Genomic DNA, 16,584 nt, shown 5'->3' with positions numbered 1-16,584 from the left:
TGCCAAGCAGAAATGATTGAGCTTCTTGGGATTTTGTGTTAGGGTGCGATATGCCTACCTTTTATTTAGGCGTATTAGGTTTATACGGATCAGCTATCACGGACTTGGGAGGCTTTCGATGAGATTTCATACCACGGGTGCCGCACTGGCTACAGCGGCGATACTTGCAGGTTGCGCGGCGCCATTCAGTGAGGCGCCGCTCGCAACCAATTTCCCTTCGACGAAACAAGAAAAAATTCAGGCAGCAGCGCACTGGGACATCATCGCCAAGGATGTCGCAAGCAGGATTGCCTCCAGCCTACCCGACAAGCGCCCCTTGCATGTCGTCCGCAAACCCGGGGCATCTGCGTTTGACCGCGCATTCGAGAATCTGCTCATCTCGTCGCTCGTGGCGAATGGCCAGACGGTCATGAAAAGACTTGACGGCGCCCTGAACGTCGAGGTCGACACCCAAGTCGTGAGCTTTTCCGCAAACCGTCCACAGTATCGGCACCACGGAACGGCGACGGCTTTGGCGACTGGCCTTTGGGCGTTGGATGCCGTCGAAGCAACGGGGGCAGGTGCTCTGACTGCAGCCATAGTGGCCGGCGATGCCTACAGCTGGTTCCGTTCCGAGTTCGCCACCGGTGAAACGCCCCAAACCGAAATCATCGTCACGACCGGCGTCAATGACGGTAACCGCTATCTGGCGCGCAATACGAGCATTTATTACGTCGCCGACAACGACAAGACTCTTTATCAAAACTTGGCCGCACAGACTCAGAAAATCAAGGTGGGAGGCGGCGAATGACGACAAAAAGGTTTTTCGGACTGACGGGACTCTGCTGTGTCGCCCTGGGGCTGCCGGCCTGCTCGAATACGCCGGCCCCCAAACCGGAACCCACGTGGGAACAGGCTGCGGCCAACCCGCTGATCCCCGCAAACTATAAAGCGGCGGAAGCTTTGCTCGCGCAAGCGAACCCAGTATTGACCAATACCCAACCGCTGATCATCGCCACCGTCGTCAATATCGACAATCTCGATCAATCTTCGACACTTGGCCGTTTGATCTCGGAGCATGTTTCGGCGCGCTTCACCAAGGCCGGCTACCGCATGATCGAACTCAAGTATCGAAACAGCGTGTATGTCAAACGCAGCCAAGGCGAACTGATGCTGACCCGCGAGATCAAGGACCTAGCGCAATCGCACGATGCACAGGCCGTCATCGTCGGCACTTACGGTCAGAGCGACGAATTCGTTTTCGTCAATCTGAAAGTCATCCAGCCGGCGACGAATATCGTTCTCGCGGTTCAGGACTATGTCCTGCCGCTCGACAATTCGACGAAAGCCTTGTTGAGAAGCCGCTGAAACGGGACGGGGACCCCAATCCCCGTCTCCTTCAATTCCCCGCCACGATCACGGTGATGCGATGTTCCAGCAACATCTGCAAGCGGCACAGCCGGTCAAGCTGCCTTGGGCAAGGGCGCCTTGGCGCGCTTACTGACTGAGAGCAGCTCGATCCCGACCACATTGCCTTCCTTGTCGTAATCGATCACCACGCCGGGGCGAACGCTTTCCGACCGCTCGATCTCGGCATCGCTGATTTCCATATAGGCGGCATCGGCCACCGGATCGAATTCGAACTTCATAGATCGGTCACTCCGTCATCGAAAAAGACCGTCACGACGCGCACCGGTTCGCACCTTTCATTGTAGATGACCCGCAGCACGCGAAATCCGCGTTCCGCAATGGGGCGCAGTGCGTGCGCAAGCTCAGGATCATCAGGATCGTTTTCCGTCCTGGCTGGATGTTCCAAAGTCGCGGCGATCCATTGGCGCTGAATCTTGCGTCGTTTTGCCCTCTGTTCGCAATCCATTGGTTGGTTAGTCTAAGCCCAAATGGGCTCGCACGCGCGCTCAATTTCCCGCCACGATCACGGTGACGAGGTGCTCCGGTTGCACATGGCGGCGGAACGCGGCCTTGACGTCTTCACGCTTCACCGCCGCGACCATTTTCGGAAAGCGCTCGAGGTAATCGAGTGGCAGATCGTAGAAGCCGATCAGCGAGAGGTAGCCGAGCAGTTTCGCGTTGCTGTCGATCCTGAGCGCCTGGCCTTGGATCAGGTGCTTCTTCGCCGCGGCGAGTTCTTCCGGCGTGGGCCCTTCGGCGAGAAATTTCTGCAATACCTCATCGACCACTTTCAACGCGTCTTGCGTCTGCTCGCGCTTGGTCTGCAGGCCGATCTCGAACGGCCCTTCGCGCAGACGCGGCTCGAAGTAGGAATAGACGCTGTAGGCGTAGCCGCGCTTTTCGCGCACTTCCTTCATCAGCCGTGAGACGAAGCCGCCGCCGCCGAGCGTGTAGTTGCCGACGAGCAGCGCGAAGTATTCGGAGCTAGCGCTGCGCCGGATCGCGGGCAGCCCGATGTGGATGTGCGCCTGCTCGGCCGGATGCGCGACCTCGATGGTCGCCCGCTCGGGCAAGCGCACGACCGGCAGCGGCGGCGGGGCGTCGCCTTTGGGTAAAGCCTCGGTGAGCCGCACGGCGATCGCTTCGGCCTCCTTTCGCGTGACATCGCCGATGATCGAGACCACCGCGCCCGCGGCCGTGTAATGTGCCCTGTGGAAGGCGACGAGATCATCGCGTGTGATCGTCGCCACACTCTCCGGTGTCGGCACATTGCCGTAAGGGTGTGCCGGATAGAGCGCCTGGGCAAAACGCTTCGCGGCGATCGCATCGGGTTGGGTGTCGGCCTCTTTCAACTCGGCGATGCTGCGCGTCCTTTCACGCTCGAAGGCGGCGGCGGGAAAAGTCGGCGCTGACAGCACGGCACGCATCAGCTCGAGCGCCCCTTCCTTCTCGTCTTTGGAAGAGAGCGTGCGAAGAACGATGCTGGCCTTGTCGTGATCGGAACTCGTCGTCAGTCGTGCGCCGAGCTCGACCAGGCGCGCCGAGATGTGCTCTTCGTCCATCTCGGCCGTACCGGCATCGATGAGGCTCACGGTGAGGCTTGCCACACCGGCCTTGCCCGGCGGGTTGCGGATGCTGCCGGCAGGAAAGTCGAGCTCAACGTCGAGGATCGGCAGATCGTGGTTTTCGATGAAATAGATCTTCGCGCCGTTGGGCAATGTCCAATGTTCGATCTTCGGCGCGGCGATGGCCTGGCTGGTGAGAACGAGCAGGAAAACGAACAGGAAACGCATGGTGGGCACTTTCAATGACGAACCGCGAAGCCGCGCCGTTTGGGTTGCGCGGTATCGAGCGGTTGCGGGTCGAGCACGGCGATGGTGAGCGTGTCGTCGATGAAGTATTTTTTTGCCACCGCCTGTACTTCCTCGGCGGTCACGGTCTTGATCTTTTCGATGAATTTGTCGATGTCGCGCCAGGAAAAACCCGCCGCCATGAACTGGCCGATCTCCATCGCCTGCGCCATCATCGAATCACGCTTATAGACTTGCGCGGCAACGACCTGGGTCTTGACGCGCTTCAATTCCTCCTCGCCGACCCCTTCCTCCTGGATGCGCTCGATCTCGGCTTTCAACGCGGCTTCGAGCTCGGCGACGCTGCGGCCGGCGGCAGGCTGGCCGCCGAGCATGAACAGAGCCTCGCCCCGCAGGATCGAGTCGTAGCCGGCGAAGGCCGATTGGGCGATCTTCTCGCCGCGCACCAGATGCTTCGGCAGGCGCGCCGCGTCGTTGCCGTCGAGCAGCGCCGCGAGCACTTCGAGCGCGAACGGTTCGCGATCCTGGTCGATATCGACGAGCTTGGGCGCCTTCCAGGCCATCGACAGATACGGCAGCTCGGCGGGCGCCTTGACGATCGCGCGCCGTTCGCCCTTCTGCGGCGGCTCTTTCTGGGGTTTCCTTTCCGGCAGGGGCTTGGCCGCAAGCCGCCCATAGCTTGCCTGGGCGAGCTTGAACACCTGTCGATGATCGACATCGCCGACGACGACGACAGTGGCGTTGTTCGGCGCATACCAAGTTCGATACCACTGGCGCGCATCCCGCCAAGTCATATGTTCGAGATCGTTCATCCAGCCGATGATCGGCCGGCGGTAGGGATGGGCCATGAAAGCCGCGGCGTTCAGCGTTTCATGGACACGCGCCTGCGGGTTGTCTTCGGTGCGCAGCCGCCGCTCTTCCTTGACCACTTCGATCTCGCTGGCGAATTCCTCGGGTTTGAGCGTGAGATTCGCCATCCGATCGGCCTCCAGGCGCATCATCTCGGGCAGCGCCTCTTTCGGCACGATCTGGAAATAGGCCGTGTAATCGAGGCTGGTGAAGGCATTGTCGCGTCCGCCCGCTGCGGCGACCCGCTTGTTGAACTCGCCGGCTTTCAGGGTCTTCGTGCTCTTGAACATCATGTGCTCGAGCACATGGGCAACCCCCGAGGTGCCGTCCTTCTCGTCCATGCTGCCGGCGCGATACCAGACCATATGCACGGCAGTCGGCGCGCGGTGATCTTCCTTGACGATCACCCGCAAGCCGTTGGCCAGCCTCGTTTCGAAGGGATTGGCGAAAACCGGCCAGGGCAAGACGGCAGCCACAAGGAGCAAGCAGACGAAAATCGATCGATTTTTCATGGGGATCGAGAGCATTGGCTTAAAATGAGCATCGCGCATCATAGCGCGCAACTTCTTGTGACATTTCCTCCCATGTTTGGTTTCCTGAAGAAAGACCGTCCCGCGGAAGAGGCGCCGGCCAGACCCTCCTGGGCACAGCGCCTCAAGGCCGGCCTGGCGAAGACGCGCGCGGCGCTGACCACGCCGCTTTCCGAACTCTTTTCGCGCACGAAGATCGACGATGAACTGCTCGAAGAGCTCGAAGCGACGCTCTTGATGGCCGATTGCGGCGTCGAGGCGACGCAATGGCTGCTCGATCGGCTCAAGGCGAAAGTCAAGAAAGAAAAGCTCGAATCGCCTGCGGACTTGCGTGCGGCGCTGATCGACCTGATGACGGAACTCCTCGAGCCATTGGAAGCGCCGCTCGAAGTCGGCACGCACAAGCCGTTCATCATCATGATCGCCGGGGTCAATGGCGCCGGCAAGACCACCTCGATCGGCAAGCTCGCCCACCGCTTCCAGAACGAGGGCAAACGCGTGTTGCTCGCCGCCGGCGACACCTTCCGCGCCGCGGCGCGCGAGCAGCTCATCGAGTGGGGGCGCCGCAACGACGTCACCGTGATCAGCCAGCCATCAGCCCCCCCCGCAAATCTCGCTTCGCTCGATTCTCCCCCCAAGGGGGCGAGAAACTCTCGGGGCGGCCCGTCGAGTTTCTCCGGCGATCCGGCCGCGGTGGTGTTCGATGCGATCGCCGCCGCGCGAGCGCGCGGACTAGACATCGTGTTGGCCGATACCGCCGGTCGTCTGCCGACACAGCTCAACCTGATGGAAGAGATCAGTAAGGTGCGCCGTGTGATCCAGAAGGCGGAACCCACTGGCCCGCACGAAGTGCTCTTGGTGCTCGATGCCAACATTGGCCAGAACGCGATTGCCCAAGTCAAGGCTTTCGACAAGGCGATCGATGTCACGGGGTTGATCGTCACCAAGCTCGACGGCACCGCCAAGGGCGGGGTGCTCGCGGCGATCGCGCGCCAGTGCCCGAAACCGGTGCGCTTCATCGGCGTCGGCGAAGGCATCGACGATCTGCAGCCGTTCAAGGCGCGCGAGTTCGTCGCGGCGTTGTTCGGCGCGTGATCAGGGTCACCGAACTCAGACTACCGCTGGAGCACACGGCGGAGGAGCTCACCGCCGCCGTCCTTGAGCGGCTCGGCATCAGACCTGCCGAGCTATTGAAGCTGGAAATCTTCAAACGCAGCCCGGATGCGCGCAAAAAGGATTTTCCGCAATTCGTCTATGGCCTCGATCTCGAAGTCGCCAACGAGGCGGCGGTGCTGGCACGCTTTGCCAACGATCCGCACGTCAAGCCGACGCCGGACATGCGCTATCGCTTCGTCACCCGCGCGCCGCAGGGAGATTTCCTGCGCCCCGTCGTCGTCGGCTTCGGCCCTGCCGGCATCTTCGCAGCGCTGATCCTCGCCCAGATGGGCTTTCGACCCCTGGTGCTCGAGCGCGGCAAGAAGGTGCGCGAGCGCACCAAGGACACCTGGGATCTCTGGCGCCGGCACATGCTGCATCCCGAATCGAACGTCCAGTTCGGCGAAGGCGGCGCCGGGACGTTTTCCGATGGCAAGCTCTACACGCAGATTCGCGACCCACGGCATCTTTCCCGCAAGGTGCTCAGCGAGTTCGTCAAGGCCGGCGCGCCAGAAGAAATCCTCTGGGTCAATCGCCCGCACATCGGCACCTTCCGGCTCGTCTCGATGGTCGAGAAGATGCGCGCCGAGATCGAGGCCCTGGGCGGCGAGATTCGTTTTCAATCTCGTGTCGAAGACCTCATCATCGAGGACGGCCACCTGCGCGGCCTCGTCCTGCAGACGGGCGAGACGATCCGTGCCGACCACGTCGTGCTGGCGCTGGGCCATTCCGCGCGCGACACTTTCGCGATGCTCGCCCGGCGCGGCGTGTTCATGGAAGCGAAGCCCTTTGCCGTGGGCCTGCGCATCGAGCATCCGCAAGCCTCGATCGACCGCGCCCGCTACGGCAAATACGCCGGTCATCCGCTGTTGGGCGCCGCGGACTACAAGCTCGTCCATCACGCGAAAAACGGGCGCGACGTCTATAGCTTCTGCATGTGCCCCGGCGGCCAGGTCGTCGCCGCGACCTCCGAGCCGGGCTGCGTCGTCACCAACGGCATGAGCCAGTATTCGCGCGCCGAGCGAAACGCCAACGCCGCGCTCGTCGTCAATGTCGGCCCGGCCGACTTCGGCGGGACCGATGTGCTCGCCGGTGTCGAGTTCCAGCGCCGCTGGGAGCGCCGTGCCTTCGAGCTCGGCGGCGGCGATTACTCTGCGCCGGGCCAGCGTCTTGGCGACTTCCTGGCCGGCCGGCCCTCCGAAGCGCTCGGCGAGGTCATCCCCTCCTATCAGCCGAAGGTGAAGCCTGCTGACCTTTCGGCCGCGCTGCCGGAATTCGCGATCGCCGCGCTACGCGAGGCGATTCCCGTCTTCGACCGCCAGATCCGCGGCTTCGCGCTTCCCGATGCGGTGCTCACCGGTGTCGAGACGCGCACCTCGTCGCCGGTGCGCATCACCCGAGGCAAGGACTATCAGAGCGTGAACGTCAAGGGCCTGTTTCCGGCCGGCGAAGGCGCCGGCTACGCCGGCGGCATTCTCTCTGCCGCAATCGATGGCATCGAAGTAGCCGAGGCATTGTCCCTTATTGCCGCAAATGGATAGTCCATCGCCTTGGGAAAATGAGCCAGTTCCCTTTGGAGTAATCGCCACATGTCCCTGACGCTCATCCAACGCACCTGGCTGTGGGCCGCCTTTGCCACCTTGATCTTCTATCTTGCGGCCGCAATGGCGCTGTTTGCTTCTTATACCGCTTCCCGCGATTTGCAGAAGGTCCATGATGAAGGCGTGGTGGCCCTCGTCAAGCTCGACAAATTCCGCGGGCTGCTCGCGGCCAACCGGCTGGAGATGCTGCTCGCGCTGCAACATGCGCCCGGTAGCGGCTTTGCGCAAATCCACGATCACCCGATCGATGTCCATTTCCAGGCGATCGAACAGCGCGCCGTCCGGCTCGATGCGCTGTTCAACGAAGTGAAAGCGACGATCGACGATCCGGAAGACAAACGTCTGTTCGCTGCTTTCGAAGCCAAACGGGGCGCCTGGATCGCTCGCGCACGCCAGATTCTGGCGAAGATGAAAGCCGACGATCTGTCGCCGCAGGTCGCCGCAGAAGCGCTCGCCGCCGGACGCGAGGAATACGCCGCCACCGCTGCTGCGCTCGAAGCTTATGGCGAACATCTGGAAAAGAAGGTGAATGAGGCCACTCTCGCCGCGCAGGCGCGAAACAGCATGATGCTCGAGGCGATCATCGCACTCGTCGTGCTGGGTGCCGCGATCGGCACGGCGATGGGATGGGCGACCCTCAAGCGCCTCAAGCAAGGTCTTGTGCAGGCGCAAGTCATCGCCCAGACCATCGCTTCGGGGGATCTTTCCAGAAACATCGAAGTGCGGGGCCGCGACGAGATCGCCGGGCTTTTGGATACGCTCGCCAAGATGCAAACCAGCTTGCTTGGGCTGATCGGCACGATCGGCAAGGAAAGCCAGGTGCTGCGCGAACAGGCGCAAACTCTCGATCATGCAGCGCAGGAAGGCCGCGGCGTAGCAACCGGCCAGGCCGAGGCCGCATCCGCGATGGCGGCGGCGGTAGAGGAGCTTTCGGTCTCGATCGATCAGGTCGAATCGCATGCCGAGGACGTCCGCCGTATCGCCTTCGAGGCGGCCGGCCGCTCGCACGATTCGGCCGTGGTGATCCAGCAAGCCGCCAGCGAAATCCACGCCATCGCCGAACGGGTGATCGCGACCGCGGCGGACATTCGCAACCTCGAACAGGTCTCGGGCAAGATCGGCGGCATCGTCAATGTCATCCGCGAGATCGCCGATCAGACCAACCTGCTCGCCCTGAACGCGGCGATCGAAGCCGCGCGGGCGGGCGAATCGGGACGCGGCTTTGCCGTCGTCGCCGACGAAGTGAGGAAGCTTGCCGAACGCACCGCCGCTTCGACCGGCGAGATCACGCGGATGATCGAGGAAATCCAGACGAGCGCGCGCACTGCGGCCGACGGCATGGAGAAGAGTGTGGCGCGCGTCGAAGAAGGGGTTTCGCTGGCGCAGCGCGCCGGCGCTTCGGTGGCCGCGATCGAAGAATCTTCGGCACAGGTGCAAAGCGCCGTCGATGGCATCGGCAATACGCTCAAAGAGCAAGCCGCCGCCGCCCGCGACATCGCCAACCGCGTCGAAAAGGTCTCGCAGGGCACCGAGGAGCTGGCCACGAGCACGCAGAACATCGCCAGCGCCGCACAAGCGTTGAAGACATCCGTCGATCGGCTCGTCACGAGCGCCGGCCGCTTCAAGCTCTGACTTCCATGTGTCGATGGATTATCACTTCACGGCCGAAGACTTCCAGCGCATCCGTAGCCTGATCCATCGTCACGCCGGCATCGCGCTTTCGGAAGCCAAGCGCGAGATGGTCTATAGCCGTCTTAGCCGCCGCTTGCGCGCGCTCGGCCTGGCGACATTCGGGGAGTATCTTGCGCGGCTGGAGCGCGATAGAGATGAATGGGATGCCTTCGTCAATGCGCTGACCACCAATTTCACGACTTTCTTCCGCGAGGCGCATCATTTCGACGTCCTGCGCCGCCATCTGCGCACGCGTCAGGGAAGACCGATCCGCATCTGGTGCGCCGCGGCCGCCACCGGCGAAGAGCCTTACTCGATCGCGATCACGGCTTGCGAAACCTTCGAGCGCCTCGATCCACCGGTAGAGATCCTCGCCAGCGACATCGACAGCCATGCGCTCGCCATCGCCGCCACCGGTCGCTATGACAACGACCGTACGAGATCGCTGTCGACGGAGCGCAAGCAGCGTTATTTCGTCGCCGACGGCGAGGGCTTGCGGGTGCGCGACGAGCTCAAGCGCCTCGTGCGCTTCAGAAGGATCAATCTGATGGATGCCCACTGGCCGGTGCCCACGCCACTGGCGGCGCTGTTTTGCCGCAATGTGATGATCTATTTCGACAAAGCCACCCAGCGCCGCCTGCTCGAACGCTTTCGCCCGCTGCTGGGCGCAGATGGCCTTTATTTCGCTGGCCATGCCGAAAGTCTGCTGCATGCGAGCGACCTTTTCCAGCCCCTGGGCCATACTGTCTATCGCCCCGCGCCATGAAGATCATCGCCATCGGCGCATCCACCGGCGGCACCGAAGCCTTGCACACGGTGCTTTCCGCCCTGCCGGCCGATGTGCCGCCGATCTTGATCGTCCAGCACATGCCGCGCAACTTCACAGAGGCATTCGCCCGCCGTCTCGATCAGACTACGGCGCTCAAGGTCAGCGAGGCCGTGGGCGGAGAAACCCCTCAGCGCGGCTGCGCCTATCTCGCGCCGGGGCATCTCCACCTGCTGTTGCGCCGCCGCGCCGCCGGTTTCGTCCTCGAGCTGTCCGCCGATCCACCGGTGAGCCATCATCGGCCTTCGGCCGACGCTTTGTTCTTTTCCGTCGCGGAAGCCGCCGGCCCCGAGGCGATCGGCGTGATTCTGACCGGCATGGGCAAGGATGGCGCCAAGGGACTGCTGGCGATGCGTGAGAAGGGTGCCTGGACCATCGGCCAGGATGAGCAAAGCTGCGTCGTCTATGGCATGCCGCGCGCGGCCTTCGAGCTCGGCGCGCTGAGCGAAGTCGCGCCGCTTGCCGAGATCGCCGCGCGGATTGCCGCCCGATCATGAATGCTGTCATGCAAAAATAGTCATCGTTCCGATTCCACTCGCGGGGAGAATTCATGCGCAACAACCAGCCCATCACCGGCGTCGAACGCCACTATCCCGACGACATCGCGATCATCTCGCATACCGACGAGAAGGGGCGCATCACCTTCGTCAATGACGATTTCTGCACAGTGAGCGGCTTTACCGAAGAAGAGCTGCTCGGCCAGCCGCAGAACATCGTGCGCCATCCGGACATGCCGCCGGAAGCCTTCCGCGACCTGTGGGCCACGATCAAGCAGGGCCGTCCGTGGACGGGCCTGGTCAAGAACCGTTGCAAGAACGGCGACCATTACTGGGTGCGCGCCGCGGTCACCCCACGGCCCGGCGGTGGTTACACCTCGGTGCGCGTCAAGCCGACACGCGAGGAAGTCGCCGCCGCGGAAGCGCTTTACGCGCGCATGCGGCAGGATCCGTCGATCCGGCTCCACGAGGGACAGGTGAAGCGCACCAGCGCCTGGGGCTGGTTCAACGACATGACGATCGGCAAGCGGCTGGCCCTGGTGGCGACGATCGTGATGGTGTTGCTGATCGGTGCATTGATCGAGAGCCATTACTCGGCGGGTAGGATCGAATCTTCCTATCGCGGCTACCTCGAGCAGGATCTCAAGCGTCACGGCGACTTCTATGCGCTGTATGCGCAAGGCCTGCAAATGGGGCAGGCCTTGCGCAACGTGATTCTCGATCCGGAAAACCCGAAAGCCTACGAGAACTATCAGAAGGCCGCCGAAGCGTTCGAGAAGAATCTGCACCACGCCGACACGCTCGACCAGCAAACCGTCAAATCCGGGCTGCCGGCGCGCATCGCGGCGCTGCGTGGCGAGCAGAAGAAGCTGCACGAGGAGATCTTCGAGCTCGTCAAGGCCAACAAGCTCGATGAGGCCAAAGAGCGCCTCAACAAGGCGGAAACGCCGAAATGGCGCGAAATGCGCGCTCTGCTACTCGACGAGGTCAAGCGTCTCGATGAGGCGACGCCGAAGCTGCTCGCCGAGCTGAAGGCTCGATCGAGCGCGGCAACCCAGCGCAGCCTGATCATCGCCATCATCACCGTGCTGATCGGCGGGGCGCTCGCGGCGGGCATCCTGCTCCATCTCAGCCGCAAGGCCAAGGAAACCGTCGCGTTGATCTCATCGATCGCCGGCGGTGATCTCTCGCCGGTGATCCGCGCCGAAGGCCACGACGAATTCGCGACGATTCTCACGGGCGTCGCGATGCTGAAGAATCGGCTGCACGAAGCCATTGGTCTGGTTCAACAAACCGCGCGCTCGCTCGAACAGTCCTCACGGCAGCTATTGGCGGCGAACGACTCCACCGTCAAGGCGGCGGAAACGCAATCGGTGGCGATTTCGAGCATCGCCGCCGCGGTCGAGGAGCTTTCGGTTTCTTCCGACGAGATGAGCAGCAATGCCAGCTCCGCCTTGCAGGCCGCCGACAACGCCTCGTCCTCGACGCGCGAGAGCGCCGCGGTGAGCCGCGCCGCCGCCGAACGCATCCTGAACGCGGCCAACGTCGTGGCCGCCACCGAGCAGCGCATCGGCGAGCTCTCATCGATGTCCGAGGAGATCAGCCGGGTCGTGCTGGTGATCCGCGAGATCGCCGATCAAACCAACCTGTTGGCGCTCAATGCGGCGATCGAGGCGGCGCGGGCGGGCGAGATGGGCCGCGGCTTCGCGGTGGTGGCCGACGAAGTCAGGAAGCTCGCGGAACGCACTGGCAACTCGACCCAGGAGATCGCCGCGATGATCCAGCGCATCCAGGAAGTGAGCCAAGCGGTGGCCAGCGAGGTCGCGGCCAGCAGCCAGAGCGTCTCCGAAGGCGCGAAGAGCGCGGCGCAGGCCGGCGAGATGGCCGCCGCGGTCGAACGCACGGTGCAGCAGGCGAGCCTTGCGGTGCAGTCGATCAGCCTGGCGCTTTCTGAAGCCAGCAGCGCGACGCGCGAGATCGCCGGCAACATGGAGCGCATCTCGGCCAGCAGCGCGCACACCACCGAGGTCGCTCAAGAATCGAGCCAGGCAGCGCGCAAGGTCGAGGTGCTTTCGGAAAAGCTGAAGGTATTGGCAGGGCAGTTCCACGTCTGAGTCTGAGCTTGTGAAAGATTCACGGTTGTTCGCGGCTTCTTTCGATACCCTGCTGTCGATGCTCGGCATCGGCGTGCTGCTCGCGCTGCCCAGTCTCGGCTATCTGCTATTCAAACCCGTCGCCTTGCTCATGCAGGGTGTGGCGCCCAGCCCCGAGCTGACCGTGTTCCTGCCCGTGAGCGTCGAGCGCAAGGCGGCGCTCATCCTCGAGCAGAAGCTGAAAGCCCAGCCCGGCGTGGCGAAAACCCGACTGATTCCGCGCGAGGACACGCTTGCGCGCATGAAAGGCGCCGGGGGCTTGGCGGATGCCCTCGCCGTGCTGCCGGACAACCCCTTCTCCGACGCGATCGTCGTCACGCCGGCCGATGACGATCCGGCCACTCTCGAGGCGCTGGCCGCGACGCTGCGCCAATGGCGCGAGATCGAGCATCTTCAGATGGATGCCGACTGGGCGCGTCGTCTGGCCGCGATCAACCGTCTGCTGAAGGCCGGCGGTATGCTGCTGGCCGGCCTGCTGGGCCTAGCGCTGATCGCGCAGGTCCTCAACGCCTTGCGCCTGCAGGCTTTCGCCCACGAGACCATCGTTCGCCCCTCCTTCCTTTGGCAAGGCGTGCTGCTGGGCCTGTGCGGCGGTTTGATCGCCTGGCTGATCGTCGTCGCGGCGATTTTCGGCTTGCGGCTGCCGGTCGCGGAACTCGCCGGCCTATATGGCTCCACATTCACACTCAGGTTCCCTGACGCGCTGGAGAGCGCCGCGTTGCTGGGAATTTCCGTCCTGCTCGGCGGCTGCTGTGCAGCGCTGGCGGTCGACTGGCGCAGACGACGGACATGAGCTTCGAATACACACCGCCGCAAGACTCGGTGCGCTGGCGCCAATATGCCGGCCGCGACGTGATCCCGCTCACGGTCGCCGACATGGATTTCCCGGCACCGCCGGCGGTCGTCGAGGCGCTCGCAGGGCGCATCGCCAGCGGCCTGTTCGGCTATGGCGAACCGTGGCCTTCGTTGCTGGAAACCATCATCGACCACTGCGCCCGAGAATACGGCTGGTTGATCGAAGCGGACTGGATCGTCTGGCTGCCGGGCCTGGTTCCCGGCCTTCATGCCGCCTGCTGCGCGGTCGGCAGGGAAGGCGATGGAGTGTTTACGGCAACACCGGTCTATCCGCCTTTCCTGTCGGCGCCACTCAAGGCACGGCGCAGGCTGCTGACGCTGCCCTTGGTGAGGAGCGAGGCAGGGTGGGGCTGGGATTTCGCTGCCGCCGATGCGATCATGCGCAGCGCTCGGCTGTTCCTGCTTTGCCATCCGCACAACCCGGTCGGGCGCGCCTGGCGCACGGACGAGCTCTGGCAGCTCGCCGCGCTGGTCGACAAGCACGATCTCGTGGTCTGCTCGGACGAGATCCACTGTGATCTGACGCTCACCGGACGGCACACGCCGTTCGCCACGCTGGCGCCGGAAATCGCCGCGCGGACGATCACGCTGATGGCGCCTTCGAAGACCTTCAATCTCGCCGGGCTGGGCTGCGCCTGGGCGATCATCCCCGATGCGGCGCTACGGCGTGCCTTCGAGGGCGCCGCACGCGGCATCGTGCCGCAGCCGAACCTGCTCGGGCTCATTGCCTGCGAGGCGGCGCTGCGCGAGGGCGGCGCCTGGCGCGCGCAATTGCTGGATACCTTGCGCAGCCATGCGGCACGCGTCGAACAGGTCGTCAATGCGCTGCCCGGTCTGTCGATGGAACGGGTCGAAGCGAGTTTCCTGGCATGGCTCGATTGCCGTGAGCTTGGCGTTGCCCGGCCGGCGACATTCTTCGCACAGGCCGGCGTCGGCGTCTCCGACGGCGCCGCCTTCGGGCCAGGCGAGGCCTATGCGCAGTATGTCCGGCTCAACTTTGCTACGACGCGCACTTTGCTCGATCTGGCGCTGGAACGCATCCGCAAGGCCTGCACGGGCTGAGACCCCAAAGTCGGCGCTGGCAGCACGGCTCAACGCGCTGGCAAGGTGAGGCCGGCTTTGAGCATCTCTTCGAACGTCGCCGGCGGCACCGGCGGCGAGAAATGGTAGCCCTGGATTTCTTGGCAACCGAGCCGGCTGAGGAATTCGAGCTGCATCCGCGTCTCGACGCCTTCGGCGACGACATGCAGATCGAGGCTGTGTGCCAGGCTGATGATCGCCCGGGCGATCGCGCAGTCGTTCTCGTCATCGGGGATACCCTTGACGAACGAACGGTCGATCTTCAGGGTGTCGATCGGGAAGCGCTTCAGGTAGGAAAGGCTCGAATAGCCGGTGCCGAAATCGTCGAGCGCCAGTGAGACGCCGAGCGCATCCAGCTGCTCGATCAACTCAATGACCAAGGCATTGCGCTGGGTCAGCAGGCTTTCGGTGATCTCGAGCTGCACTTGCTCCGCCGCCACGCGGTGGCGTTCCAGCAAGGCTTGTAGCCGCTCTGCCAAGCCGGGTTGGAAATCGCGTGCCGAGAGATTGATCGCGATCCGCAAAGGCGTCAAACCAGCCTCCCCCCAGGCGCGCATCTGCTGCAAGGCGGCGTCGAGCACCCAGCCGGTCAGATCGGTGATCAGGTCGGTCTCTTCGGCGATCGGGATGAAGGCGTCGGGCGGCAACATGCCGAGATCGGGGTTCTGCCAGCGCACCAGCGCCTCGGCACCGGCGATACGACCGGTGGCGACATCGATCTTGGGCTGATAGAGCAGGCGCAGCTCGTTGCGTGCAATGCCCTGGCGCAGCCCGGATTCGAGACGCAGACGTTCGAGCGCATGACGGTTCATCTCGCGGCTGAAGAACATGTAACCGGTCTGGCCGGTTTCCTTGCAGCGGTACATCGCGATGTCGGCCATGCGCAGCAGGGTTTCCGGTGTGTTGCCATCGCGCGGGAAGATGCTGATACCGATCGCGGCACCGACGCGCAGGGTGTGTCCTTCGATGTGGAACGGCGGTTCGAGCGCCTCGATCACCTTCTGCGCCACCCGCGCCGCATGCTCGCGGCGCGCGATGTCGAACAGCGCGACGACGAATTCGTCGCCGCCGAGTCGGGCGACGACATCCTCGGTGCGCACCGTGGCGCGCAGGCGCTCGGCGACTTGCTGCAACAGCCGGTCGCCCGCCGCATGGCCGAGGCTGTCGTTGATCGGCTTGAAGCGGTTGAGGTCGATGAACAGCAGGGCGCCGCTGCGGCGGTAGCGGCGTGCGGCGGCGAGAGACTGTTCGAGCAGACGGTGCAACAGCGCACGGTTGGGCAGGCCGGTCAGGCTGTCGTAATAAGCCAGATGGTGGATGCGCTCCTCGGCCGCCTTGCGTTCCGTGATGTCGGCGAAGATCGAGAAATAATTGCAGATGCGCCCGTCGCGATTGCGCACCAGGCTGATCGAGGCCCAGCTCGGAAAATCCTCCCCGTTCTTGCGGCGGGTCCAGATTTCGCCATGCCAGCTGCCGGTCTCGTCGACGCACCGCCACAGCTCTTCGTAGAAATGCAAGGGATGCCGCGCCGAGCGCAAGAGCGTCGGCAGCCGGCCGATCACTTCCTCTTCCGTGTAGCCGGTCATCTTCGTGAATGCCGGATTCGCCGACAGGATGCGCCGGTCCGGTCCGGTGATCAGGATGCTCTCCTGGCTGAATTCGAAGATGCGCGCATGCAGCCGCAAGGTCTTTTCGGTCTCGATGCGCGCAGTGATGTCGGACAGATAACCGACGATGCCGACTGGCTGGCCGTTCTCGTCGTGGGCCAGGGAAAGCTGCAGGCTCGCCCAGAACACCTCGCCCGACTTGCGGCGTCGGCGCACTTCCATCTCATGGCCATTCTCACCGAGAAAGGCCGCCTCGCGGAATTCCACGTCTTCTTCGGCATCGGGATCGGCATAGAGGAACAGGATGTGCTTGCCGATCGCTTCCTCGGCGGTGTAGCCGAACATCTTCTCGGCCATCTTGTTCCAGCCGGTGATGTGGCCGGAGAGGTCCATCGTGATGATCGACTCATGGACCTGATCGAGCACCTCGACCTGGCCGGCGAGCTGGCAGGCACCAGGCACTGCGCGCGCCGCCGCACACAGTGCGCGTGCCTGTTCCGGATTGGGGATGGCCGGGAGGGGAAAGGGATTCTCGAGCTCGGCCATGTCCGGCCCCGTCT

General features: G+C 63.6%; 15 protein-coding genes. 10 read left to right on the top strand and 5 right to left on the bottom strand.

All coding sequences use genetic code 11. From position 1 onward, the window contains the following. The first annotated feature begins 118 nt into the window (after window positions 1–118). Together EL335_RS00695 and EL335_RS00690 are read left to right on the top strand one after the other, a co-directional pair. Window positions 119–790, top strand: a complete 672-nt coding sequence (locus tag EL335_RS00695; RefSeq protein ID WP_126443772.1) for a hypothetical protein — start codon at window positions 119–121, stop codon at window positions 788–790. Next, entirely contained in the window at window positions 787–1,347 is a 561-nt protein-coding gene (locus EL335_RS00690) for a FlgO family outer membrane protein (protein ID WP_172599981.1), read from the top strand. The genes EL335_RS00695 and EL335_RS00690 overlap by 4 nt, the downstream gene beginning before the upstream one ends. A 95-nt stretch (window positions 1,348–1,442) precedes the next feature. Here EL335_RS00690 and EL335_RS00685 read toward each other — a convergent pair whose 3' ends face one another. The 4 genes from EL335_RS00685 to EL335_RS00670 are packed head-to-tail and all read right to left on the bottom strand — an operon-like array spanning window position 1,443 to window position 4,561. Then, window positions 1,443–1,628 (bottom strand): DUF2283 domain-containing protein, encoded by a 186-nt coding sequence (locus EL335_RS00685; RefSeq protein ID WP_126443771.1) that lies wholly within the window; start codon window positions 1,626–1,628, stop codon window positions 1,443–1,445. After that, window positions 1,625–1,855 (bottom strand): DUF4258 domain-containing protein, encoded by a 231-nt coding sequence (locus EL335_RS00680; protein ID WP_126443770.1) that lies wholly within the window; start codon window positions 1,853–1,855, stop codon window positions 1,625–1,627. The genes EL335_RS00685 and EL335_RS00680 overlap by 4 nt, the downstream gene beginning before the upstream one ends. A gap of 40 nt (window positions 1,856–1,895) precedes the next feature. Beyond that, window positions 1,896–3,182: a M16 family metallopeptidase gene (locus tag EL335_RS00675; protein WP_126443769.1), complete on the bottom strand. Its 1,287-nt coding sequence runs from the start codon at window positions 3,180–3,182 to the stop codon at window positions 1,896–1,898. An 11-nt stretch (window positions 3,183–3,193) separates the two neighbouring features. Continuing rightward, complete coding sequence (locus EL335_RS00670) at window positions 3,194–4,561, bottom strand: M16 family metallopeptidase (protein ID WP_126443768.1); 1,368 nt, start codon at window positions 4,559–4,561, stop codon at window positions 3,194–3,196. A gap of 72 nt (window positions 4,562–4,633) precedes the next feature. Here EL335_RS00670 and ftsY point away from each other — a divergent pair, with 72 nt between their 5' ends. The 8 genes from ftsY to EL335_RS00630 are packed head-to-tail and all read left to right on the top strand — an operon-like array spanning window position 4,634 to window position 14,399. Beyond that, a complete protein-coding gene (ftsY, locus tag EL335_RS00665) occupies window positions 4,634–5,674 on the top strand; it encodes a signal recognition particle-docking protein FtsY (protein WP_126443767.1) in 1,041 nt (346 codons plus the stop codon). Then, window positions 5,671–7,275, top strand: coding sequence for an NAD(P)/FAD-dependent oxidoreductase (locus EL335_RS00660; RefSeq protein WP_126443766.1), 1,605 nt, complete (start codon window positions 5,671–5,673; stop codon window positions 7,273–7,275). The genes ftsY and EL335_RS00660 overlap by 4 nt, the downstream gene beginning before the upstream one ends. Window positions 7,276–7,323: 48 nt before the next feature. After that, entirely contained in the window at window positions 7,324–8,967 is a 1,644-nt protein-coding gene (locus tag EL335_RS00655; protein WP_126443765.1) for a methyl-accepting chemotaxis protein, read from the top strand. A 13-nt stretch (window positions 8,968–8,980) separates the two neighbouring features. After that, on the top strand, window positions 8,981–9,772 hold the full coding sequence (locus EL335_RS00650) for a CheR family methyltransferase (protein ID WP_126443764.1): 792 nt from the start codon (window positions 8,981–8,983) through the stop codon (window positions 9,770–9,772). Continuing rightward, window positions 9,769–10,329: a CheB methylesterase domain-containing protein gene (locus tag EL335_RS00645; protein ID WP_126443763.1), complete on the top strand. Its 561-nt coding sequence runs from the start codon at window positions 9,769–9,771 to the stop codon at window positions 10,327–10,329. The genes EL335_RS00650 and EL335_RS00645 overlap by 4 nt, the downstream gene beginning before the upstream one ends. Window positions 10,330–10,382: 53 nt before the next feature. Continuing rightward, a complete protein-coding gene (locus EL335_RS00640) occupies window positions 10,383–12,443 on the top strand; it encodes a methyl-accepting chemotaxis protein (protein ID WP_126443762.1) in 2,061 nt (686 codons plus the stop codon). Window positions 12,444–12,453: 10 nt separating this feature from the next. Next, the gene (locus EL335_RS00635) at window positions 12,454–13,275 is read left to right on the top strand and encodes a cell division protein FtsX (RefSeq protein WP_126443761.1); all 822 of its coding nucleotides are present in this window, start codon (window positions 12,454–12,456) and stop codon (window positions 13,273–13,275) included. Beyond that, window positions 13,272–14,399 (top strand): MalY/PatB family protein, encoded by a 1,128-nt coding sequence (locus EL335_RS00630; RefSeq protein WP_126443760.1) that lies wholly within the window; start codon window positions 13,272–13,274, stop codon window positions 14,397–14,399. The genes EL335_RS00635 and EL335_RS00630 overlap by 4 nt, the downstream gene beginning before the upstream one ends. A gap of 29 nt (window positions 14,400–14,428) precedes the next feature. Here the strand turns inward: EL335_RS00630 and EL335_RS00625 are convergent, their stop codons facing one another. Further along, the gene (locus EL335_RS00625; protein WP_126443759.1) at window positions 14,429–16,570 is read right to left on the bottom strand and encodes a sensor domain-containing protein; all 2,142 of its coding nucleotides are present in this window, start codon (window positions 16,568–16,570) and stop codon (window positions 14,429–14,431) included. Window positions 16,571–16,584 lie beyond the last annotated feature (14 nt).

This window comes from Sulfuricystis multivorans, assembly GCF_003966565.1.
In the GTDB taxonomy this organism is placed as follows: domain Bacteria; phylum Pseudomonadota; class Gammaproteobacteria; order Burkholderiales; family Rhodocyclaceae; genus Sulfuricystis; species Sulfuricystis multivorans.
This window is presented reverse-complemented; position numbering and strand designations above follow the sequence as displayed.